A 23,601-nucleotide genomic window follows, 5' to 3' on the forward strand; every position below is an offset into this window, starting at 1 on the left:
GCAACGGCGGCAGTTGCGAACGGTGGCGAGCGACTGTCTACCCACCGGAGGACTGTATCCTCGGCGAGCGCTGACGACCAGACCTCACCGAAGTCGACCTCGGCTTCGGCGCCCGGCGGATGTTCCTGGGGCACAAAGGCTTCTACCCGCTCGCGGATCGACAGACCTTCGACACGGGCATCATGGTGAATCGCTGCGAACCTCCACCCCAGGCTCCTCTCCATCGCAACCCTGTTCGATGGATCAACACTGGAGTGGGGCCAAAACAAACCGGTCCTAACGGGTCTGGATCAACCTGTCACAGTCAGACCGAGGCCGAACCACCTGGTGAGGGCGTCGCGCAGGCCCGTCAGGTCAGAGCTTTCCGAATTGGCCCATGCCACGTACCCGTCCGGTCGAATGAGCAGCGACGATGGGGCCGGTATTTCACCGAGTCCGGGAATTGCCCATGGTTGTTCGGGGCACGTCGCGGCGACATACCGAACTCTCCCTGCCCAACCCTCGACCTGTTTGGCCAGTTGAACATTCTGGTTGAAGTTCACCAGCACTCCCAGGGCGTCGGAGAGCAGTTCAAAGATCCGTACGGCGTCGGGGCTTGTGATGTCGATGTCTGGCACTCGGTGGCCGACAAGTGGGTGTTGACCATCAGTTTCGTAGTGAACATCCAGCCCTGAAATCATCTCGCCCAGGTACTTGTTGGCTTCGGGGAATCTGGTTAACACAGTGAAAATTTCGCGGAGCTCGGTGGTCGGCTCGCCGATGTTAAGCAATGCCTCTTGGGCTTTGGTATTTCGCAGGACCCGCTCACCCACGGGATGGCGCTCGTCGTGATAGGTGTCGAGCAGGCCGTCTTCAGCATCGCCGCGCCACACGGCAGCAAGCTTCCAACCCAGGTTGAACGCGTCTTGCATGCTGGTGTTCATGCCCTGGCCACCTGCAGGAGTGTGGATATGGGCGGAGTCTCCGGCGAGAAAGACTCTGCCCTTTCGGTATTGGGCAGCTTGGCGCGCAGCATTGCCGAACCGCGACAGCCACGTGGCGTCTTGCAGGCCGTAGTCGGTCCCGACGATCCGGACCATCTCCGCGCGAAGCTCGTCGAGAGTTACTGCGCCGGTTTTCATTTTCGTGCCCGGAGCCTGTGCAGCGAGGACGCGATGCCAGCCAGGCCGGAGCTGGATGCAGGTGAACACGCCCCCGTCGAAGCGTTGTAGAAAGATGGGGGCGGCAGGCGGGTCGGCGAGCGCCGCATCGGCAATAATGCACGATGTGGTGGCTGGGATTCCAGGAAAGTCGATGTGGGCAAGTTTCCGGATCGTTGAACGCCCACCGTCACAGCCCGCCACATAACTACCTGAGATCGTCTGCGACCCATCCGGCCCGATGTAGGTGAGCTCGACGCCGCCGTCATCCTGGCGCAGTTCGACGACTTCGCACGACCAGTGGACCGGAACCCCCAGCTCGGTGAGGCGCGCTTCGAGTTGCACTTCGGTCTCGGCCTGCAAGATTCCCAGCGAGAACGGATATCGCGTCGGCAACTGGCTGAAGTCGAGAGGGATCGCGGCGAAGTTTCCGAAACCGAGGGACATGCCTTTCTCCAGGAATCGTCCAGCGATCCCACGCTGGTCAAGCATCTCGATCGTGCGGGGCGCCATGCCAGCCGCGCGCGACCCGTCGACACCACGATTCGGCCGCCGGTCCAGCAGGATCACCTCTGCACCGCCTACGTGTAGTTCCATGGCCAGGGACAGGCCGGTGGGCCCGGCTCCCACGACGAGGATCGGCAGTTTCGGCTGCTGTGTAGGTGTCATTATTGGTCTTTCTGCCAAGGGATGTGGGTGCGCTAGATCAGCGCAGATAGGCGGCGAAGAAGATCTCGATCCGGTTCCACGCGTCGCGTGCGGATTCGGGTTCGGGGCCCATGCCCGTGACCCGCACCAGGGGCTGCAACAAGCGAGGTCCGGCATCGACATCGTTGAGGAAGGCGTGGCTGGCCGCCGGATATTCCTTGAGGTCATAGACCACGCCGGTTTTCTCCAACGCCGCGTCGAGTTTGCTCGCCGCCCCACGCAGCGTCGGATCTTTAGCGCCGTAGCTGGCCACGACCGGACATGCCCCGACAAGTGCCGCGTCGAGATCTTTCGGCAGCGGACCGTAGTTCACCGACGCCGCGTCAAACCCATTCGACGCCGTAAGCAGCGCGAAACTGCCCCCCAAACAAAAACCGATAACCCCGGTCTTGCCCGTGCAGTCGTCACGGCCGATCAGGTAATCACGCGCAGCGGCGATATCGGCGAACGCGCGACCGTGGCCCCGGTGCATCGCGCGCATCGTGGCAATCATGCACCGCGCCTTGGGACCATCGGTGTACAAATCGACCGCGAGCGCGAGATAGCCGAAACCGGCGAGCCTGTCGGCGTGCCAACGCATGGCTTCAGTTAGGCCGAACCCCTCATGCAACACCACCACGCCCGGCCACGGTCCAGCGCCCGCCGGCGTGGCAAGGTATCCACGCAAGCACGGTGAGCCCGCACGAGTGGCGGCAAAACTTGCCAGGTCAATATCAGTCATGCGCTCTCCTCACAGTGAAAAGGGAAAAAGTGGTACTCAGACCGCAGAGCCCAGTGCGGCGAGCCCGGCGCGAAGCGCGCCGAAATCGACGCCGCCAACGGTGAGGTGGACGACGATGAGCCCATGCAGCACAGTGAACAGCGTCGTCGCGACCGCCTCGGGTTCCGCAGTCGCCGGTAGATAACCGACATCGCGCCAACGTCGTGCGAGCTTGGTCGCGATGTCGAGCGCGCCCCGATACTGCTCTTGGTGCAGATCGTGTAACACCGGGTCACGCAACGCCTCGGCCCACGCCTGCAACGCAATACGGGTCATGTCATAGCCCGGATTGTCAGTCCTCCTACGCAGCTCAGCCTCAAACAGCTCGAAACTCTGCGCCGGCGACAGGCACGGCTCACTTGCGAGCAAGGCCGCAAAGACACCGGCCACCCGCCCCACCCCCTCCCTCGCGCTGGCATGGATGATCTCTTCCTTACTGCGGAAATATCGGTAGACCGCGGCCGAGGACATACCCGACGCTGCGATCACCTCATCCATCGATGTCGCCTGAAAACCATTGCGAGAAAAGCACATCCACGCGCTCGCCAGAATGTGCTGACGTCGACGCTCGCGGGTTTCTTCACTCAACCGAGGCATATTCGCCACGCTAAACGAAAACGATCGTTTCCGCTACCGTGCACTCGGCGGAGTCTGTCCGGTACCGTCGGCGGCCCTCCACGGAACAGCGGTCACACACCGATCCCGACGAAGGGAATTGCCAAAGCATGAGAGTCCTCGTTACTGGCACGACGGGCCACGTTGGCACTGCCCTGTCGGCCACTTGCAAGTGGAGGACGTCGACGTTGTTGCCGTGAAATGTGACCCGTCATCCGTAATGCTTCCGGTAGACGTTGAGATAGTGAAGGCCGATATTGCCGATCAGCATTCGACGCAACGACTCCTATCGTGGGTCGACGGAATGTACATGTTCTCCGCCGGAGCGATGGCCGCCACGGTGGCTGCCGCGGCGCAAGTCGGCGTCGGTCGCTTTTTGGTGGCGGTGGGGGCCGGCTCGCGGTATGGAGATGACGTCGCCCGGACAGCTGTCGGTGGCCGGGTGCTGGACCTCTCGACGTGCTCCGCGAGGTGCTCTCCGCTGCGTGTGAGCAGCGGGGCTAGTTCGACAAGCCTGGCTGATGGCGTTGGCGCGCAGGCTATATCACCACGCCCCACTGCGATTGCGACGATATGCAGAGAAATACACAACCCAAGAACATCGGGGGCGTCCAGGGAGTCTGTGAGCTGACCGATGCGCTATGGGCTCATGGGCGTACCGTCAACGACCACCTGGTCGACCGGGTCCGCGCTGGCGCTGGCGCGGTATTTCAAAAACCACTCGAACGGCTTACCGACATCAATCCACCGCAACCACCTGGATCGATCAGAACCGACGTTGCCTGACCTCAAGTCGCTGAAGGGTCATATCAGGCTGCACGTTTGGCCAATGTGGCGCCGATCTGCTCGGCCAGTACGTGACTCTGGGCGCGCAGTTCGGCCGCATTCTGGCGAAGGTGTGCCATCGCCGGACTGCGGTCGGCGAGCGTTAACTCTGTTTCGATCAGGTTGACGTCGCCGCCAAATACATCAGGTCCGAAGGTTCGCAACAGGTATGGCATCGAGTGGTCCCACCCCTCATGGGGTGCGCCGGGCGATGTCCCGCCGCCACGGGCAGCGACCAATGCGATCGGCTTGCCGCGCAGAGGGTAAGTCTGAGGCGCGAAGCGAGGGTCAGTCCACAGCATGTCGATCCAGCACTTGATATGCCCGGACGGCCCCCAGTTGTACAGCGGCGCGCCGATGACGATGGCGTCCGCCCCGAGTAGGTCGTCGGCTAGTTCAGCGGCAAGGTTAACGGCGACCTGTTGCTCGGGGGTGCGTTCTTCGGTTACGCGAGCGGCGAGCGCGTCGGTCCAGGTAGCCGGGGACAGTGGCGTGGTCAGCAGGTCACGTTGAATAACCTTCCCGTCGGGAACAGCGGCACGCCAAGCGCGTTCCAGCGTGTCGGAGATCTCACGTGTCACCGATCTGTCGCCTTGGATGCTGCTATCGACGCGGCACAGGGTGCGCATGAGTCCCCTCCTTCAATTTGTTGGCTCTCCCAGAACATCTACATCCACGATCGTATGAAAAACAGACCATATTCTACACCGCATAGTGAGTTAGGCTGACGCAGTGAGCACGCGGGGTGAAGACGGGACGGACCTAGGCTGGGCCTTGCACGCCGTCGTTCGCCGATATCGTCGACTCACCGATGACCTACTGAGCGATCTGCCCGGCGGTCCCCGCGGCTACCAAGTACTGATGACGACGCAGCACGGGCCACCACGCAGTCAACTCGCGCTTGCCCACTACCTCGGAGTCGACCGCACAATCATGACCTACCTGCTCGACGATCTAGAGGACGCAGGCTTGGTGACACGCACGCCGGCCCCCAATGATCGCCGCACCCGACACCTCGAGTTGACCAAGAAAGGCCGCACCACACTCTCTCGCGCACGCCGACGCCTCAAAGCCGCCGAGGAAAGCCTGCTCGCGCCACTCGACCCCGAACAACAACAGAGCCTAAGGACACTGCTCCACCACCTAGCCAGAGCCGAACTGAACGCCCATAACACTCACATCCGCAAGTCATGACCATTGCGCAGATAGACGCGATCCACGCTGGTTAATCTCATCCCAGTACTTGCGGGATGTGAGGCGAAATGTGTTGCGCAGCAAGTGAATGATGCAGACTCCCGCTGTCGACCTCGGGACTGTGAATTTATCGGTGTTTCTGGCCTGACACGCTGAGCGTTGCTCGGCGGGGAGTGTGCCGTGATGACGACACTGGATGATGTGGCGAAGAAGAAGCAGGTTGAGCAGTCTGCAGAGCAGCAGGCTGCGGTCGAGTTTGGTGCGGCTGGCGAAGGAGCAAGGTTTGTCGCTGACTGGGCCCGAGGGTTTGCTCAAACAGCTGACCAGAACGTTGCTCGAAAGCGCGCTCAACGAGGAGATGACCGAGCACTGGGCTATGAGAAACACGATCCGCCCGGTGCCGGGACCGAAAACATCCGTAACGGCATTCATGCCGGGACGGTGTTGACCGATTGCATCTCTACAGAAGATGACGCACAGGAAACGCATAGTGTGCGGATCTTTACCGAATCGTGTTGCCACTGTGACCCTGGTAAACCAACGTTGCTCAAGGTACTAGAGCGCTCTGAGTGCTCTCCGTGACAACTGAGGAGAAATCATGATCGCTCGCACCGTCGTGCCGTTGATCGCGGCCGTCGCCGCCGCAGGGGTGTTGACCGCCGCACCCGCCAACGCCGACCCCGTCGACGACTCGTTTTTGAGCGCGCTCAACAACGCCGGCGTGGGGTACAACGATCCGGCCACTGCCGTCAACCTGGGCCAGCAGGTCTGCCCGATGCTGGTCGAGCCCGGCAAGAACTTCGCATCGGTCGCCACCAAGCTGCGCGGCGACGGCGGCCTGTCCCCCGAGATAGCGTCGTTCTTCGCCGGCATCGCCATCTCGATGTACTGCCCGCAGATGATGTCGCAGATCGGCGACGGCACCCTGTTGCGCATGCTGACGGTCCCCGGGCTGGGCGGGTTGACCGCTTTGCGCCCGTAGCCGGGCCCGACCCGCGGCCAGCCATTAGGTTGGACGGGTGGTACTTCCCAATCTCACTCGCGATCAGGCCATCGAGCGCGCGGCTCTGGTCACCGTCGACAACTACCGGATCGTCCTCGACCTCACCGACGGACAAGGCAAGCCGAGCGAGCGCACCTTTCGCTCGACGACGACCGTGGAGTTCACCGCGCTGGCCGGTGCTGACACCGTCATCGACCTCGCGGCCGCCAAGATCCACAGCGCGACGCTCAACGGCAAGCCCATCGACGTATCGGCATATGACGAATCGACCGGTATCCCGCTCGTCGGGCTCGCCGAGAACAACGTCGTCGTGATCGACGCCGACTGCTTCTACTCCAACACCGGCGAGGGCCTGCACCGGTTCGTCGACCCCGTCGACGACGAGGTCTACCTGTATTCGCAGTTCGAAACCGCCGATGCGAAGCGCATGTTCGCGTGCTTCGACCAGCCCGACCTCAAGGCGACCTTCGACGTCGCGGTCACCGCGCCCCCACACTGGGAGGTCATCTCGAACGGCGCGACGATCTCGGCCGAGGGCGGCACGCACACCTTCGCCACGACTCCGCGGATGAGCACATACCTCGTCGCGTTGATCGCCGGCCCGTACGCGGTGTGGCGTGACGAGTACTCCGACGAACACGGCAAGATCCCGCTCGGCCTGTTCTGCCGCAAGTCGCTCGCCGAGTTCATGGACGCCGACCGGCTGTTCACCGAGACCAAGCAGGGTTTCGGCTTCTACCACGCCAACTTCGGCACCCCGTACGCGTTCGGCAAGTACGACCAGTTGTTCGTGCCGGAGTTCAACGCGGGCGCCATGGAGAACGCGGGTGCGGTGACCTTCCTGGAGGACTACGTCTTCCGGTCGAAGGTCACGCGCTACTCGTACGAGCGCCGGGCCGAGACCGTGCTGCACGAGATGGCGCACATGTGGTTCGGCGACCTCGTCACCATGACGTGGTGGGATGACCTGTGGCTCAACGAATCGTTCGCGACGTTCGCGTCGGTGCTGTGCCAGGCCGAGGCGACCGAGTACAAGCAGGCGTGGACGACGTTCGCCAACGTCGAGAAGTCCTGGGCCTACCGGCAGGATCAGCTGCCCTCGACGCATCCGGTCGCCGCCGACATCCCGGATCTGGCCGCCGTGGAGGTGAACTTCGACGGAATCACCTACGCCAAGGGCGCTTCGGTGCTCAAGCAGCTCGTTGCCTACGTCGGGCTCGAGGAGTTCCTGGCCGGGCTGCGCGATTACTTCCGCGATCACGCCTTCGCGAACGCCACGTTCGGTGACCTGCTGGGCGCGCTGGAGAAGGCGTCCGGCCGCGACCTGTCGGGCTGGGGCCAACAGTGGCTCAAGACAACGGGTTTGAACACGTTGCGCGCCGACTTCGACGTCGACTCGTCCGGTGCGTTCACCCGCTTCGCGATCGCGCAGTCGGGCGCTGCCCCCGGCGCCGGTGAGACCCGGGTGCATCGCCTCGCGGTCGGCGTGTACGACGACGTGGACGGCAAGCTCGTGCGCGTACACCGCGAAGAGCTCGACGTCGAAGGCGAGTCGACGGAAGTCCCTGGGCTCGTCGGTGTTTCACGCGGCAAGCTGATCCTCGTCAACGACGACGATCTGACCTACTGCTCGCTGCGGCTCGACCCCGATTCACTGTCGACCGTGCTGACCCGCATCGCCGACATCGCCGATTCGCTGCCCCGCACGCTGGCCTGGTCTGCGGCCTGGGAGATGACGCGCGAAGCCGAGATGAAGGCCCGCGACTTCGTGGCGCTGGTGACCGGCGGTATCCACGCCGAGTCCGAGGTCGGCGTGGCGCAGCGGCTGCTGCTGCAGGCGCAAACCGCGCTCGGCGCCTACGCCGAGCCGGGGTGGGCCTACGCCGAAGGCTGGCCGGCCTTCGCCGACCGCCTGGTGGAATTGGCCCGCGGCGCCGAGCCCGGCTCCGATCACCAGCTCGCGTTCGTCAACGCGCTGACCACCTCGGTGCTGTCGACGCATCACGCGGTGCTGCTGGCCGATCTGCTCGACAAGGATCAGGGTTCGCTCGGCCTGCCCGGCCTCGTGGTCGACACCGACCTGCGGTGGCGCATCGTGACCGCGCTCGCGCGCTCCGGGCAGATCGACGCCGACGGCACCGAGACCCCGTTCATCGACGCCGAAGTGCAGCGTGACCTAACCGCGGCAGGCAGGCGCCACGCCGCGGCGGCCTCTGCCGCGCGCCCGCAGGCAGCCGTCAAGGACGGGGCATGGGAGCAGGTGATCGAAGACGACACCATCGCCAACATCACCACCCGCGCGATCGTCGGCGGATTCGTGCAGCCCGGACAGGAGCAGCTGCTCGCGCCGTTCCGGGACCGCTACTTCGGCGCGATCTCCGGGGTATGGGAGCGGCGATCCAGCGAAGTCGCCCAGACCGTCGTGATCGGGCTCTACCCGTCCTGGGACATCAGCCAGGACGGGCTCGACGCCGCCGACCGCTTCCTGTCCGATCCGGAGGTGCCACCCGCACTCCGTCGGCTCGTCCTGGAAGGCCGCGCTGGCGTCGAGCGCTCGCTCCGCGCCCGCGCCTTCGACGTCAGCTAGCAGGCTTGGTACCGCGGGTTGGCTGGCACCGCGGGTTGGCTGGCACCGCGGGTCCCCTGGCACCGCGAGCGACCGTGTTTGTACAGCGACACGCCGTGATCGCTGTACAAACGCGGTCGCTCGCCGGGCTCATACGCTTGGCCCGTGGCGGTCAGTCGAACTCGTAGTGCCCGGTATTCGCGCAGGCGTAAGCGTCGGCTCGATGCCGTCGTCAACGACCTCACCGACGCGCAATGGGAAGCGATCAAGACCGCGTGGGGTGGATGCGCCTACTGCTGCGCCACGGACGGCCCGTTTCAGCGGGACTGCGTGATGGCGATATCTCGAGGCGGGCGCTACACCGTCGACAACGTGGTGCCCGCGTGCGCGTCATGCAATGCGAGCAAATGCAATGACGAGGTCACCGGGTGGCTGCGCCGCAAACGCCTCGACGAGCGGAAGTTCTTGACGCGCTACGTGGAGATTCGTGCGAGCCTGACCGCGCCGTAGCGCTGAGATGCGACGAGCGACCGTGTTTGTACGCCGATCACGGAGTGTCGGCGTACAAACACGGTCGCTCGCGGTGCAAGGTGCAAGGTGCAAAGCAAACAGGCTCAGGCAGGTGAGACGCCGGCCGACAGCACGCGCACGGCGCTGATCAGCCCGTCGATGAGGTTGCCTTCCTTGAAGGACGCGGCGGCTGCCGAGACGCCGAGCGGTGCGGCCTCTTCGATACCACGGCCTTTGACGTCGGCGCCGTAGACGACCTCGATCGCGTGCTGGTCGGGTGAGACCGCGAGCAGCACCGCGTTGTTGGGCGTCGGCACCTTGGCCAGGATCTCGCGGGCGGTCGCCGCGGTGTCCACGCCGAGACCGCCGATGTAGACGGCGAACCGGGCCTTGGCCGCGCGCGACCCGTACTTCAGGGCGTCGTCGAGCACGACGAGGTCCATGGTCGGGAACGGGTAGTGCACCGACAACTCACCGGGTTCGGTGACGCCGGAGATCCGCCCGCTGGACGTCAGCGCGTAGCCGTAGGGCAGGTCGAGATCAGCGGGCGGGGCCGTCGCGAGTTCCGTTGTATGGCTACCACTTGCCACTTGCGCCGCCTCCAATCGTGACTCCGTGCGAATCGTGCCCTGCATGCCCGTGATCGCGGGGCTCCTCGGCGGCCCACAGGATCGGCTCGTGGGTCCACGGGTCGGACATCTTGTACGTGTCCGGGTGCGGTCCCTTACGGGTGAGGTAGATCAACGCCAGGACCGCGAACAACACCAGCGGAACCCCTCCGAGGAGGGAATGGGTAAGTGCTGTGCTCACGCGCAAACCGTATCAGTCGCGATGTGTCGGCGCGCCGACAGTAAGGCGTCCGTCACGCCGCGCCCTCGCCGAGATAGCGCACCCAGGCCGGGTCGAGCTCTTTGATGGTCGACAGCAATCGCCAATGCTGGCCTTTGGGCGGCATCGGCACCGCCCGCAGCGTCCACCCGAGCTCGGCCAGCAGGTGGTCGGCCTTGCGGTGGTTGCACGACGCGCACGCCGCGACGCAGTTCTCCCACGAATGCTCACCGCCGCGGCTGCGCGGCACCACATGGTCGACGGTGTCGGCCCGGCCGCCGCAGTAGGCGCAGCGAAACCGGTCGCGGTGCATCAGCGCCGCGCGGGTCATCGGGATGCGGGCCCGATAGGGCACCCGCACGAACGTGCGCAGCCGGATCACCGACGGGACGACGATCGTCCTGGTCGCCGAATGGATGAGCGGGCCTGCCGGGTCGTCATGGACGACGTCGGCTTTACCGCACATCAACATGATGACCGCGCGGCGCAGCGGCAGCGCGGTCAGCGGTTCGTAGGTCGAATTGAGCAGGAGAACCCGGCGGCGGCCCCACAGTGACGCTTCGGGATTGCTCGTCGCGAAGGTTTCGACGCTGTGCAGCGGGCGGTTCGGCGCGTGAGGTCCCGATGGGCCGGATAAGTGACCGGTCCGTCGTGAGTGGCCTTTTTTGCTGTGCGCCATAGAGCCTCCGAGGACACAGTCCACCACGGATCTCGCGCGATCGCACGACAATTCTGAGTGAGTTTCCTGGGCGGTTGAGTGAACACCGCATGACGAATCAATTAGCCCGGCTAATGCAGTAGCGCCTGGGCGAGCTTTACATCTGTAGAAATGCGCCTCTGGACACCCACGCCTCCACGCGTGATTACCCCCTGGCCTGTTCATCGACGTCGTCATATCTACAAGTGCGCGGACCCGCGCCACCACTGCTGACACCACCGGAACGCGGCGCCCGCGGTTGATCGGCACAATGGAGGGTGTGACGGCCGCTCAACGATCCTTCTACGACGAAGTCGGTGGCCACGACACGTTCCGCGCCATCGTGTCGAGGTTCTACCAACTGGTGCGCGAGGACGAGATCCTGCATCCGCTGTATCCCGAGGACGATTTCGAGGGCGCCGAGGAGCGCCTGCGAATGTTCCTCGAGCAGTACTGGGGCGGGCCGCGGACCTATTCCGACCAGCGTGGCCATCCGCGGTTGCGGATGCGGCATGCCCCGTTCCGCATCGGCTACCTCGAACGCGACGCCTGGCTGCGGAACATGCACATCGCGGTCGGTGAGATCGATTCCGCGACGCTCGACGACCCACATCGCAAGGCGTTGCTGGATTATCTGGAGATGGCGGCGGACTCGATGGTCAACTCGGCGTTCTGATGGCCGAGTGGTGGTCGCAGGCCGTGTTCTACCAGGCCTACCCGCGCTCGTTTCGCGACAGCAACGGGGACGGCGTCGGGGACCTCGACGGGATACGGGCCGAACTCGACTACTTGTCGGCGCTCGGAGTCAACGCCTTGTGGCTCAATCCCGTGATGGTGTCGCCGATGGCCGACCACGGCTACGACGTCGCCGACCCGCGCGACGTCGATCCCCTGTTCGGTGATCTGGAGTCCCTGGACCGATTGCTCGACGCGGCGCACGCCCGAGGCATCCGCGTGACGATGGATCTGGTGCCCAACCACACCAGCTCGGCTCATCCGTGGTTCGTCGAAGCGTTGGCCAACCCGGGCCGCCGCGATCGCTACATCTTCCGCGACGGCCTCGGGCCCGACGGTGCGACACCACCCAACAACTGGGTGTCGGTGTTCGGCGGCCCGGCGTGGACGCGCGTCACCGAACCCGACGGCACACCCGGGCAGTGGTATCTCCACTTGTTCGATCCTGGACAGCCGGATCTGAACTGGGAAAACCCCGAGGTGTTCGAGGATCTGGAGAAGACGCTGCGGTTCTGGCTGGACCGTGGGGTCGACGGGTTCCGCATCGACGTCGCCCATGGCATGGCCAAGCCGCCCGACCTGCCGGACATGTCGGTGACCGACACCGCGCTGCTGCGCAACAGCGACGACGACCCCCGCTTCGACAACGACAGCGTGCACGACATCCACCGGTTCATCCGCACGGTGCTCGACGACTATCCGGGCGCCGTGGCGATCGGCGAGGTGTGGGTGCACGGCAACGAGCGCTTCGCCCGCTACCTGCGGCCCGACGAGCTGCACCTGGGGTTCAACTTCCGGTTGGTACAAGCAGAATTCGACGCGACCGAGATCCGCGACGCGATCGACAACGCGATGGCCGCGGCGGCCCTTGAGGGTGCGACGCCGACGTGGACGCTGTCCAACCACGACGTGGAACGTGAGGTCACCCGCTACGGCGGCGGCCCGCTCGGCCTGGCGCGGGCTCGCGCGATGGCACTGGTGATGCTCGCGCTGCCGGGCGCGGTGTTCATCTACAACGGCGAGGAACTCGGCCTGGCCAACGTCGACCTGCCCGACGAGGTCCTGCAGGATCCGGTTTGGGAACGGTCCGGACATACCGAGCGCGGCCGCGACGGGTGCCGGGTGCCGATGCCGTGGTCGGGTACCGCGCCGCCGTTCGGGTTCTCGACGACCGCCGACACCTGGTTGCCGATGCCCGAGGACTGGGCCACGTTGACGGTCGAACACGAGCTTGCCGACCCGGCTTCCACCTTGAACTTCTACCGTGAGGCCGTGCAATTGCGTTCCGGCCGCGCCGAATTCGACGGCGGCGGCATCGAATGGCTCGACGAGGCAACGTTCCGGCGGCCCGGCGGGCTGGTATGCGCACTCAACACCGGACCCGATCCCCTGCCGTTGCCCGCCGGTGAGATCCTGTTGGCCAGCGGTCCGCTCACCGGTGGCGTTCTGCCGCCCAACACCGCGGTGTGGATGGTCTGATCCCCCCGCCCAGCAGACGCGTAGGTACCCAAGAACGAGCGTTCTTGGGTACCAACGCGTCTGCTCGCGCTAGAGAAGTAAGGCCGGGTCGCCGCCGCGGCGCCGGTAGACCGAACCGAACCTCGCGTCGATTCGCAGCCACGCCGGATGCGCCCGCACCCGCACGATCTCGTCGGCGCTCACCTCGTCACCCGACTGCGGCAGGAAACCCATTGCCGTCAAGGCGAATACACACCGCATCGGAATTCCCACACTGATGTCGTTCGCGCTGACACCGACCACCTCCTGGTCCAGCAGCGAGGCCGGCGGGCCGTGGGCGCTGCTGTGCTCCTTGGCGAGCGCGATGCCCTGCTGCGCCAGGTCGAGCATCACCCGGGCCGGGACGTCGTCAAGATGGGCGAAGCCGGCCTCGGGCGGCAACCCACCGCGCCACGCCGAATCCATCGGAAAACCCGGATCCACGTAGCCGCCAGGCGCCGACAATCCCGCAGCGAGGGCATCGGCCCCCGCCGACAGGTCGGACGGACGCACCCGCGCCGACACCACGCGGCTGGCGAGCACGTCGAAACCCGTTGCCACCCAAGCCACCACGAGCTCGGGAGCACGCTCACGCAATCTGACCACCGCGGCCTCGTCGAGGCGAAGTGCGCGTTCGACGAACGCCATCAGATCCTCGCGATGACGCGGATCCTCCACCCAGAGGCCTCGTTCGGGGCCGGTCATCGCAGATGGTGCTCTAAATATGCGCGTTGTGCGGGTGACAAGCGTTGCAGCCGTTGCTCTTCGATGTGCACGGCAGCCAGTTGGGTTTCGGCGATCACCGAAGGCTTCGAGTCCGGCGCGGCGGACACCGACCGCACCTCGTAACCGATCGTGAAGTCGACCGCACGCACCCGCTTCGACCACATGGTCACCTGCAGCGGGGAATCCACGAGCCGCAACTGTCCTTTGTAGACGATGTTGACCTCGGCGATGAGCAGGCCGATGGTCGTGATCTCCTCGCCGAAAGGCTCACGCAGGAACGGTATCCGGGCCTCTTCGAGGATGGTCACCATGGTGGCGTGGTTGATGTGCTGGTACATGTCGATGTCGGACCAGCGCACGTGCACCGGCGCTACAAAGCTCGTCACCCAGTCGTTCCCGTTCCACTCGTTCGCGTCATGCTGCGGATCTGGCGGGCCGCGACGGAAAGTGTGGCCAGATCCCGCTCCCCATCTTCGTATATCTCCGTGAGTGTGCGGCGGGCACGTGTCACCCGGGAGCTGTTGGTCATCTCCCACTCGGCGATCTTCTCCTCGCCGGTCTCGTCGGGTTCGCCGACACCGAGCACGTCGAAGCACAGGGCCCGCAGCGAGCCGTAGATGTCGTCGCGTATGGCCAGGCGTGCCAGCGAATGCCACCGATCGTCGCGACTGAGCCGGGACACCGCGGTGAGCAGTCCGTCGGCTCCGAGGTGGTCCATGAGCGCGAAGTACGTATCGGCGACCTCGACCGGATCGCGGTCGACGATGTCGGCGATGTCGATGACGTCGAGCAGACTGTACTGGTACAGCCCGGTCGCCACCGTGTAGGCCAGCTCCTCCGAGACGCCCTGCGCGGCGAACTCCCCCGCTTCCTTGGCGACGATGGCTTTGTCGTCGCCGCGTAGCCATTCGGACATGCGTGGGGTGAGCATCGCGACGTTGGCGGCGAACCGGTTGATCTCGGCGCCGACGGCCAGGGGTTGGGGCCGGTAGTTGAGCAGCCAGCGGCCGGCGCGGTCGACGAGGCGGCGCAGGTCGAGGGTCATGCGGTCGGTGACCGAGGTGGGTACGCCGGTGTCGGCGGCGGCGCGGATGTGGCGCCACACGGTGCCGACGTTGAAGATGGCGTTGGTGGCGACGTAGGCGCGTACCGCGTCGACGGGGCCGACGCCGACGTCTTCGGTGATGCGGTAGGCGTAGCTGATGCCGCTGGTGTCGACGAGGTCGTTGACCAGCATGGTGGTCACGATTTCGCGGCGCAGTTGATGCGCCCGGATTTCACTGCCGAACTGCTCGCGCAGCTTGACCGGGAAATAGGACGGCAGCCGCGAGGCGAACACCTCCTGATCGGGCAGATCGCTGGCCAACACGTCCTCTTTGAGGGCGAGCTTGACGTGGGCCATCAACGTGGCCAGTTCCGGTGAGGTCAAACCGATCCCGGCCTCGGTGCGACGACGGATCTCCTTCTCCGACGGTAAGGCCTCCAGCTCGCGGTTGAGGCCGCGGTTGGCGACGAAGTCGCGGATCATGCGGGCATGCACCGACAGCATGCTGGCGGCGTTGGCGCGGCTGGTGCCCATCAGATCGTTCTGGTCTTGATTGTCGACGAGCACCAACTCGCCGACCTCGTCGGTCATCGACAACAACAGCTCGGTGCGCTCGTCCGGGGTGACTTTGCCCGCGGTCACCAGCGAGTCGATGAGAATCTTGATGTTGACCTCGTGGTCGGAGCAGTCCACCCCGGCCGAGTTGTCCAGCGCGTCGGTGTTGATCCGCCCGCCCGCCAAATCGAACTCGATGCGCCCCAGCGATGTCACCCCGAGGTTGCCGCCCTCACCGATCACCTTGGCCCGCACCTGATTACCGCACACCCGGATCGCGTCGTTGGCGCGGTCCCCGACATCGATGTCTGCCTCGGACTCGGCCTTCACGTAGGTGCCGATGCCGCCGTTCCACAACAAATCGACGGGTGCACGCAGGATGGCCTTCATCAACGCCGGCGGAGTCAACTCCTCCACGTTGGCCTCGATCCCGAGCGCCGTACGCACCTGGCGGCTGATCGGGATCGACTTCTGTTGGCGGCTGTACACCCCGCCGCCCTCGCTGATCAACGCGCGGTCGTAGTCCTCCCACGACGAGCGCGGCAGTTCGAACAGCCGACGACGTTCGGCCCACGAGGCGGCCGCGTCGGGGTCGGGGTCGAGGAAGATGTGGCGGTGGTCGAACGCGGCCACCAATCGGATGTGTTGGGACAGCAACATGCCGTTGCCGAACACGTCCCCGCTCATGTCGCCGATGCCGACCACGGTGAAATCCTGGCTCTGGGTGTCGACGCCCATCTCGCGGAAATGGCGTTTGACCGACTCCCAGGCACCCTTGGCGGTGATGCCCATCGCCTTGTGGTCATAGCCGATCGACCCGCCCGAGGCGAACGCGTCACCCAGCCAGAACCCGTAGGACTTGGCCACCTCGTTGGCGATGTCGGAAAACGTCGCGGTGCCCTTGTCGGCGGCCACCACCAGATAGGCGTCCTCCCCGTCGCGACGCACCACATCGGCCGGAGTCACCACCGCACCGGTGGCCTTGTCGACGTTGTCGGTGACATCGAGCAGGCCCGAGATGAACAGCTGATAGCACGCCACCCCTTCGGCGCGGGTGGCCTCCCGATCGACCGCGGCATCGCCGGTGGCCACCGGCGGATGTTTGACGACGAACCCGCCTTTGGCCCCGACCGGCACGATGACGGCATTCTTGACCGCCTGCGCCTTGACCAGGCCCAGGATCTCGGTGCGGAAATCCTCGCGGCGGTCCGACCAGCGCAACCCGCCCCGCGCGACGAACCCGAACCGCAGATGCACCCCCTCCACCCGCGGCGAGTACACGAAGATCTCGAACTTCGGCCGCGGAAGCGGCAACTCATCGATCAAACCGGGGTTGAGCTTGAGCGCCAACACATTACGCGCCCGAGCCGAATCCGGGCTCTGCACAAAGTAGTTGGTACGCAACGTCGCCTGGATCAATGACGCGAACGCCCGCAACACCCGGTCGGTGTCCAAACTGACCAGCGCATCGATATCGGCGGCCACCGCGGCGGCCGCACCCTGGGCATCGCGGCTCTGCGAGCCGTCCTCGGACGGATCGAACAGCGCCTCGAACAACTCCACCAGCGACCGCGACGTATGCGGATTGTCGTTGAGCACCGACTCGATGTGCGACTGACTGTAGGCAAAACCCGCCTGCCGCAGATACTTCGCATACGCCCGCAGGATCACCACCTGCTGCCAGGTCAACCCCGCCCGCAACACCAGCTCGTTGAACCGGTCGATCTCCACCCGGCCATGCCAGATCGCGGTCACCGCATCGGCGAACCGCTCGGCCGTGGCGGCATCGGTAGCAGCCGGGATACTGCGGTGCCGCGAGATCTTGAACTGATAGATCCACACCGGCAAACCATCGGCCCGAGCGACCGTGAACGGCCGCTCCTCCAACACCACCACACCCATCGACTGCAGCATCGGCAACAATTCACTCAACGACGCCGACTGCCCACCCAAATACCACGTGAGCTTGGCGATCGGATCCTCATCGCCCTCGGTGAACACCAATTTCACCGAATTGGGTTGCAGCGCTTCGATGATCGCGATGTCTTTGATCGCGTCGGCCGGCACGACGGCCTGTTTGTAATCCTCGGGGAAGGCCCGGGCGTAGTGCTCGACCGCTGCGGGATTGAGCTCGGCGGCAGCGGCCGCGCTCGTCATCCGGTCGGCCCAGTTGCGGGTCGCCTCGGTCAGCAGGGCCTGGATGCGGGCTTCGTTCTCGGTGGACGTGTCGACGGTGTTCGCCGGCGTCCCGTCGGGCAGCTTGACGGTGAAATGCACGACGGCCCATGGGGACTCACTCACTCGAGCCGAGTAGTCGATGCTCGTGCCGCCGAGTTCGCGAACCAGGATGTTCTGCATCTCGAGCCGCACCGCGGTCGTATAGCGGTCACGCGGCAGATACACCAGGCACGACACGAAATGGGCGAGCTGGTCGGCACGGAGGAACAGCAGCGTACGGCGCCGCGATCCCAGATCGATCACGGCCAGCGCCATCTCCAGCAGCTGCTTGGAACTCAGCGCGAAGAGCTCTGGGCGGGGAATGGTCTGGACGATGTCGCGCAGAAGCTGACCGGGATGGCTCGGGTCGCGGTGCGCCATCGCCAGGGCTTCCTCGACACGCCGCGAGATCAACGGGATGTCGAGTGCGTTGGCGTTCATCGCCGCGACGGTGAACAGCCCGACGAAGCGGTGTTCGATCACCCGCGACGCAGCTGCGTTCTCCCGTACGACGACGATGTACGGGTATGCCCCGTACCGCAGGTAGCTCGGAATGGTCGCCTGTGCCAGGACCAACAGATCGTCGGCGTTGGTCAGCGGTGGCAACACGTCCTCCCGCAGCCTCAGCACCCCGAGCCTGCTGGCCGGGTCGACGGAGGCCTGCCCGTCGCTGATGGCGCACTGCTGGTAGCCCAGAAGCACGAAGTGCCCGTCGGACAGCCACCGCAGCAGCGCGGCGACGTCCTTGCGGTCGGCGTTCGGAAAATGCCCTCGGACGTCGGTGGCGAGGTCGTTGGCCAGGCCGTGGAGTGCGGCGGCCATCGCACCGGAGTCCAGCCCGATCTGGCGCGCCTCGGCGAGGATGCCGGGGACCAGGCGCGTCGCTTCGGTCAGTGCCCCGCCGTCGGCCGCACCGGTGATCGGGACGAGGATCCAACATTCGTCGACACCCTCGGCCCCGGCCGCTTCGGCCGCGGGACGAATGTCGAGCAACTGCCCGTCGGCGCCGCGCCGCACCCGGAACACCGGGTTCATGATGGCCGTGTACGCCACGCCGTGCCGGTGCAGCAGCACCGTGACGGAGTCGACAAGCAGCGGCGCCTGGTCGGTGACGATCTGCAGAGCCGGACCAGTGTCGGCATCGCCCGGGTAGACCGCGACCTTGGTCTCCCCCGGCGCACGGCGACGGCCCAGCTCGTAATGAGCTGCCACGGTCGCGTCGGAGGCCAGCTGCTCGGGAGCGCCGACGGACAGCGGCCCGGTCGCCGCGACGCCGGGGGCATCGGCCTGCGGAGCCCGATAGGTCGAGAGGAATGCCACGGCGAGGCGACGGATCACCGCCGACGTGGCGTCCTGCCCTTCCCGTTCGCTTTTCTCCTGTCCTGGAACGGATCCCGGATACGCCGTCATACGGATCACTCCTGACTCACGTCCTCGTACCGGCACTGGTACGTAACCGCGACCTTAGTCGTCCCCCGAGTCGCTCCGCTCCTACCCCGGTCCCGGATCAGTCCCGGGTCAGTCTCCGGTGGGTCACGCGGTGCGGACGCGCCGCCTCCGCACCCAGCCGCTGGATCTTGTTCTCCTCGTAGGCACCGAAGTTGCCCTCGAACCAGAACCACTTGGCCTCGTTGTCGTCGTCGCCCTCCCACGCCAGGATGTGCGTGCAGGTGCGGTCGAGGAACCACCGGTCGTGCGAGATCACGACGGCGCAGCCGGGGAAGTTCTCCAGCGCGTTCTCCAGCGACGACAACGTCTCGACGTCGAGGTCGTTGGTCGGCTCGTCGAGCAGGATCAGGTTGCCGCCCTCCTTGAGGGTCAGCGCGAGGTTGAGGCGGTTGCGTTCACCGCCCGACAGGACGCCCGCGGGCTTCTGCTGATCGGGGCCCTTGAACCCGAACGCCGAGACGTATGCCCGGGACGGGATCTCGTTCTGGCCGACCTCGATGTAGTCCAGGCCATCGGAGACGACCTGCCACACCGTCTTGTTGGGATCGATGCCCGCACGGCTCTGGTCGACGTAGGACAGCTTGACCGTGTCGCCGATCTTGACCGTGCCGCTGTCGGGCTGCTCGAGCCCGACGATGGTCTTGAACAGCGTGGTCTTGCCGACACCGTTGGGACCGATGACGCCGACGATGCCGTTGCGCGGCAGGGTGAACGACAGGTCCTTGATCAACGTGCGGCCCTCGAAGCCCTTGTCGAGGTGCTCGACCTCGACCACGACGTTGCCCAGTCGCGGCGGAGCCGGGATCTGGATCTCCTCGAAGTCGAGCTTGCGCGTCTTCTCCGCTTCCGCGGCCATCTCTTCGTAGCGCTGCAGGCGGGCCTTGTTCTTGGCCTGCCGGGCCTTGGCACCCGAACGGACCCAGGCCAGCTCGTCCTTGAGCCGCTTCTGGAGCTTCTGGTCCTTCTTGCCCTGGACTTCGAGGCGCTCGGCCTTCTTCTCCAGGTAGGTCGAGTAGTTGCCCTCGTACGGGTAGGCCCGGCCGCGGTCGAGCTCGAGGATCCACTCGGCGACGTTGTCGAGGAAGTACCGGTCGTGCGTGACGGCGAGGATCGCGCCCTTGTAACTGGCCAGGTGCTGTTCGAGCCACAGCACGCTCTCGGCGTCGAGGTGGTTGGTTGGCTCGTCGAGCAGCAGCAGGTCCGGCTTGGACAGCAGCAGCTTGCACAGCGCGACGCGGCGGCGTTCACCACCGGACAGGTGGGTCACCGGGTCGTCGGGCGGCGGGCACCGCAGCGCGTCCATCGCCTGCTCGAGCTGGCTGTCGATGTCCCAGGCGTCGGCGGCGTCGAGCTCCTCCTGGAGCTTGCCCATCTCTTCCATGAGCTCATCGGTGTAGTCGGTGGCCATCAGCTCGGCCACCTCGTTGTACCGGTTCAGCTTGGCCTTGATCGCCACGCCGTCCTCGACGTTCTCGCGGACCGTCTTGGTCTCGTCGAGCGGCGGCTCCTGCTGCAGGATGCCGACCGAAGCGCCGGGGGCGAGGATCGCGTCACCGTTGTTGGCGTGGTCCAGACCGGCCATGATCCGCAAGACGCTCGACTTGCCGGCACCGTTCGGGCCGACGACGCCGATCTTCGCGCCGGGAAGGAAGTTCAGACTGACGTCGTCAAGGATGACCTTGTCGCCGTGCGCCTTGCGGACCTTCCGCATCGTGTAGATGAATTCGGCCATGCCGTTGATGTGCCTTTCTGAAGCTATCGGGAGCTATCGGGTCGTCCAGCGGGGCTCGCGCGAAAGTCGCGGCAAGCCCGTACGTGCTCGCGGCCCATCCTAGGCGTGGCCGGATACGGCTAAGCCGTCAGTGGCAGCGCCTCCTCGTCCAGGGGTTCGGTATCGGCCTGGATGTCCGCGTCGTCCGCCGTGCCTGCGGGCTCGGGCTCAGCCACCGCGTTCGGTTTCGGCAGCGGTGAGACCTTGGCGGTGCACCGCGACAGATCCGGCCCGACCGCGGTGGCCCGCACCTCGACCGATGACCGCCGCACGCCTTCCTTGTCCTCGTACTCGCTGGTGTAGACGTGGCCGACCACGACGACGGCGTCGCCCTTCGTGAGGGATGCGCTGGCCCCGGTGGCCAGGTTTCCCCAGCAGTTGACGGTCACATACAGGGAGTTGCCCGGCTCCCATGTGCCCTGCGGGGTGCGTCGGCGCGAATTGCTCGCGACGCGGAATTTGTACAACTCCTGCTCGCCGAAGCGCAGCCGAACCGGATTGGTGACGATGGTGCCGACCACAGTGAACGGTGTCTCGAACATTTCTATTCCCTTTCGCTACCTGGTTGCGACGGCACCCGGTGGGAATCCGGGCGCGTCCTACCCGGTCATTGACCGTCGGCGCCCCGACATCGGCGGGGTCCGGCGGGCGGCGGGAACGCGTGATTGTGGATGAAGTCCAAGTTGGGGATAACCGGGATGACCCTGACGCCATCGACCGGGCGCGCGCCTAGCGCTTCTGATCGCGACGGGCCATCTCGGCCAACATCGCGTTGTAGGCCGCGAGATCGGCGTCGTCGTCGCGGTCGGCGGCCCGGTCCAGTCGTTTGGCGGTGCGCTGATCGGTGCGCCGCCACTGGATCAACAGTGCGAGCATCACGATGACGAGCGGCACTTCGCCCGCCGCCCAAGCGATTCCGCCACCGAGTTTCTGATCGGCGAGCAGGTCGGTGTGCCAGCTCAGCTGCAGCGAACGGTAGAACGACTCCCCGAGCACGTTCTGCATGCCCATCATGACCACGCCGAAGAACGCGTGCAGCGGCAGTGACGCGAACACCATCGCGATCTTGCCGATGTGCGGTATCGGGCGCGGGGTCGGGTCGACCCCGATCACCACCCAATAGAACAGGTAGCCCGACAGCAGGAAGTGCACGTTCATCATGACGTGCGCCGCGTGGTTGCTGACCGCGGCGTCGAAGATCCCGCCGAAGTACAACCCGTAGAACCCGGCGACGAACAACACCGTCGCGACCACAGGGTGGGTCAGGAACTGCGACACCCGGGAGTGCAGCGCGGCCAACAGCCATTCTCGGGGGCCGGGCGGGGCGTCGCGGCCTGCCGCCGGAAGCGCCCGCAGCGCGAGCGTCACCGGCGCGCCGAGCACCAGCAACACGGGCACCAACATCGACAGCAGCATGTGGGCGATCATGTGCATGCTGAACATCGCGGGCATGTATCGGCCGAGGCCCGACGACGTGGTGAACAACAACGCCGCGCAGCCCAACAGCCAGGCGGCCGTCCGCCCGATCGGCCAGGCATCCCCGCGGCGGCGCAGCCGGTACACCGCGGCCAGGTAGACGAGCGCACCGATAATCGCCGCGGTTCCCAACAGCAGGTCGAACCGCCAGTCGAACAGCACTCGCGCGACCGTGGGTGGCCCCGAGAAGTCGTATCCGATCGCGACCTCCGTCGCGCTCGGCTCGGCCCGTTCGGGAGGCGGCGGTGTTCGGCCCAGCCCGACGGCGATGCCGAACGTCACGCCGAACAGTACGGCCTCGGTGAGCGCCAACCGGATGAGCGGGCGGCGTGCGGTCGGGTCGGCCGCCAGCGCGGCCACCCCGCTGCGCCGCTGCTGCCAGCCCAGAGCTCCCAGCAGGACGAGGGCGACGATCTTGCCGACGATCAGCCAGCCGTAGGACGTGCGGAACAGGTCGGCGATCTGCATGCGCACCAGGGCGTTGAGCACGCCGCTGACACCCATCGCGACGAAGCACCACAGGGCGAGGGCCGAGAACCGCCGCGCAGCCAAATCGGCGTGCTCACCGCCCCGCAGCGCGTGCGCCAGCAGGGCCAACAGGCCGCCGGCCCACAGCGCGCCGGCCATCAGGTGGACGAACAAGCTGTTGGTCGCGAGATCGTGGGCACCGCCCGCCGACGAGTGCCCGGTCAGCGCGAGCGGCACCAACGTGAGCATCGACGCCGCCAACAGCACCGGCGTCCATGCCCAGCGCAAGACCGGCAGGCTGGCGATCGTCACGGCCGCGGCCAGGATGGCCGTCCAGCGCCACGCCCCGGCGATGTCGACCAGGCTCGTGGCCGACCACACCTCGACAGGACCGACGTGGTCGAGGAACGGCTGGCCGGATACGTCGGAGATCGTCAGCGGAACCAGGAGCGCAGCACACACCGTCCACACCGCCGATGCCGCGGATCCGAGCCGCAGCGCCCGATAGCCCGCGACGTCGAGCACGCCGTTGGTCTGCGGGGGCACCAGGAACGCCGCGAACAGAAACGACCCGACAGCCACCACGGCGGCGATCTCGCCGGCCGCCCGCACGAACGGCAGGCCGTATGTGGTGACGGGGCCGGGATTGGGCAAGCCGGTGGCGGTAAGCGCGTCCGCGAGGGACAACGCACCGATACCGGCCGCGACGGCTCCGGCCAGCACGCCGACTCCGACGAGCACAGGCCACACCGCGCTGTTGCGCACGTCGGAGGCCACGCGGCCGGGCGAAGTCATGTTCTCAGGGTATGGCGTGGCT

At 65.8% G+C, this 23,601-nt stretch carries 19 protein-coding genes and 1 pseudogene; 7 read left to right on the top strand and 13 right to left on the bottom strand.

Annotated elements, in window-relative coordinates:
* Positions 1 to 290: 290 nt before the first annotated feature.
* The 4 genes from AWC31_RS07395 to AWC31_RS07410 form a co-directional block, all read right to left on the bottom strand.
* A complete protein-coding gene (locus tag AWC31_RS07395; RefSeq protein ID WP_110774961.1) occupies positions 291 to 1,808 on the bottom strand; it encodes an FAD-dependent monooxygenase in 1,518 nt (505 codons plus the stop codon).
* A 37-nt stretch (positions 1,809 to 1,845) separates the two neighbouring features.
* Positions 1,846 to 2,568 carry a dienelactone hydrolase family protein gene (locus AWC31_RS07400; RefSeq protein WP_085143655.1) on the bottom strand — a complete coding sequence of 241 codons (723 nt, stop codon included), beginning with the start codon at positions 2,566 to 2,568 and terminating at the stop codon, positions 1,846 to 1,848.
* 36 nt (positions 2,569 to 2,604) lie between these two features.
* Positions 2,605 to 3,204 (bottom strand): TetR/AcrR family transcriptional regulator, encoded by a 600-nt coding sequence (locus AWC31_RS07405; RefSeq protein ID WP_085143656.1) that lies wholly within the window; start codon positions 3,202 to 3,204, stop codon positions 2,605 to 2,607.
* A gap of 827 nt (positions 3,205 to 4,031) precedes the next feature.
* On the bottom strand, positions 4,032 to 4,676 hold the full coding sequence (locus AWC31_RS07410) for an FMN-dependent NADH-azoreductase (RefSeq protein WP_085143657.1): 645 nt from the start codon (positions 4,674 to 4,676) through the stop codon (positions 4,032 to 4,034).
* 232 nt (positions 4,677 to 4,908) lie between these two features.
* Here AWC31_RS07410 and AWC31_RS07415 point away from each other — a divergent pair, with 232 nt between their 5' ends.
* From AWC31_RS07415 to AWC31_RS07435, 5 genes and pseudogenes are all read left to right on the top strand, one after another.
* A complete protein-coding gene (locus AWC31_RS07415) occupies positions 4,909 to 5,241 on the top strand; it encodes a MarR family winged helix-turn-helix transcriptional regulator (protein ID WP_207626317.1) in 333 nt (110 codons plus the stop codon).
* Positions 5,242 to 5,494: 253 nt separating this feature from the next.
* Positions 5,495 to 5,694 (top strand): annotated as a pseudogene (locus tag AWC31_RS07420) (transposase); the annotation flags it as partial.
* A 145-nt stretch (positions 5,695 to 5,839) separates the two neighbouring features.
* Positions 5,840 to 6,223, top strand: a complete 384-nt coding sequence (locus tag AWC31_RS07425; RefSeq protein WP_085143659.1) for a DUF732 domain-containing protein — start codon at positions 5,840 to 5,842, stop codon at positions 6,221 to 6,223.
* A 37-nt stretch (positions 6,224 to 6,260) separates the two neighbouring features.
* On the top strand, positions 6,261 to 8,831 hold the full coding sequence (pepN, locus tag AWC31_RS07430) for an aminopeptidase N (RefSeq protein ID WP_085143660.1): 2,571 nt from the start codon (positions 6,261 to 6,263) through the stop codon (positions 8,829 to 8,831).
* Positions 8,832 to 8,975: 144 nt separating this feature from the next.
* Positions 8,976 to 9,320 carry an HNH endonuclease gene (locus AWC31_RS07435; protein ID WP_110774962.1) on the top strand — a complete coding sequence of 115 codons (345 nt, stop codon included), beginning with the start codon at positions 8,976 to 8,978 and terminating at the stop codon, positions 9,318 to 9,320.
* A 104-nt stretch (positions 9,321 to 9,424) separates the two neighbouring features.
* Here AWC31_RS07435 and AWC31_RS07440 read toward each other — a convergent pair whose 3' ends face one another.
* The 3 genes from AWC31_RS07440 to AWC31_RS07450 are packed head-to-tail and all read right to left on the bottom strand — an operon-like array spanning position 9,425 to position 10,827.
* Entirely contained in the window at positions 9,425 to 9,910 is a 486-nt protein-coding gene (locus tag AWC31_RS07440) for a DUF5130 domain-containing protein (RefSeq protein ID WP_085143662.1), read from the bottom strand.
* Positions 9,897 to 10,130, bottom strand: coding sequence for an aa3-type cytochrome oxidase subunit CtaJ (gene ctaJ / locus AWC31_RS07445; RefSeq protein ID WP_067847432.1), 234 nt, complete (start codon positions 10,128 to 10,130; stop codon positions 9,897 to 9,899). Before ctaJ ends, AWC31_RS07440 begins: the two co-directional genes overlap by 14 nt.
* Before the next feature lie 52 nt (positions 10,131 to 10,182).
* A complete protein-coding gene (locus AWC31_RS07450) occupies positions 10,183 to 10,827 on the bottom strand; it encodes an HNH endonuclease (RefSeq protein WP_067847435.1) in 645 nt (214 codons plus the stop codon).
* Between the two features lie 289 nt (positions 10,828 to 11,116).
* Here AWC31_RS07450 and AWC31_RS07455 point away from each other — a divergent pair, with 289 nt between their 5' ends.
* Both AWC31_RS07455 and AWC31_RS07460 read left to right on the top strand, forming a co-directional pair.
* On the top strand, positions 11,117 to 11,521 hold the full coding sequence (locus tag AWC31_RS07455) for a globin (protein WP_085143663.1): 405 nt from the start codon (positions 11,117 to 11,119) through the stop codon (positions 11,519 to 11,521).
* Positions 11,521 to 13,059, top strand: coding sequence for a glycoside hydrolase family 13 protein (locus AWC31_RS07460; protein ID WP_085143664.1), 1,539 nt, complete (start codon positions 11,521 to 11,523; stop codon positions 13,057 to 13,059). The genes AWC31_RS07455 and AWC31_RS07460 overlap by 1 nt, the downstream gene beginning before the upstream one ends.
* A 69-nt stretch (positions 13,060 to 13,128) precedes the next feature.
* On the opposite strand, the gene AWC31_RS07465 is transcribed toward AWC31_RS07460, so the two are convergent.
* From AWC31_RS07465 to AWC31_RS07490, 6 genes are all read right to left on the bottom strand, one after another.
* Complete coding sequence (locus tag AWC31_RS07465) at positions 13,129 to 13,782, bottom strand: DUF8010 domain-containing protein (protein WP_085143665.1); 654 nt, start codon at positions 13,780 to 13,782, stop codon at positions 13,129 to 13,131.
* A complete protein-coding gene (locus AWC31_RS07470; RefSeq protein WP_085143844.1) occupies positions 13,779 to 14,141 on the bottom strand; it encodes an acyl-CoA thioesterase in 363 nt (120 codons plus the stop codon). Before AWC31_RS07470 ends, AWC31_RS07465 begins: the two co-directional genes overlap by 4 nt.
* Before the next feature lie 44 nt (positions 14,142 to 14,185).
* On the bottom strand, positions 14,186 to 19,030 hold the full coding sequence (locus tag AWC31_RS07475; RefSeq protein ID WP_085143666.1) for an NAD-glutamate dehydrogenase: 4,845 nt from the start codon (positions 19,028 to 19,030) through the stop codon (positions 14,186 to 14,188).
* 97 nt (positions 19,031 to 19,127) lie between these two features.
* Positions 19,128 to 20,801, bottom strand: a complete 1,674-nt coding sequence (gene ettA, locus AWC31_RS07480; protein WP_067847444.1) for an energy-dependent translational throttle protein EttA — start codon at positions 20,799 to 20,801, stop codon at positions 19,128 to 19,130.
* Positions 20,802 to 20,920: 119 nt separating this feature from the next.
* Entirely contained in the window at positions 20,921 to 21,382 is a 462-nt protein-coding gene (locus AWC31_RS07485; RefSeq protein WP_085143667.1) for a single-stranded DNA-binding protein, read from the bottom strand.
* A 187-nt stretch (positions 21,383 to 21,569) separates the two neighbouring features.
* Entirely contained in the window at positions 21,570 to 23,579 is a 2,010-nt protein-coding gene (locus AWC31_RS07490) for a bifunctional copper resistance protein CopD/cytochrome c oxidase assembly protein (protein ID WP_085143668.1), read from the bottom strand.
* Positions 23,580 to 23,601 lie beyond the last annotated feature (22 nt).

It is taken from the genome of Mycolicibacterium wolinskyi, assembly GCF_002101965.1.
Lineage (GTDB): Bacteria > Actinomycetota > Actinomycetes > Mycobacteriales > Mycobacteriaceae > Mycobacterium > Mycobacterium wolinskyi.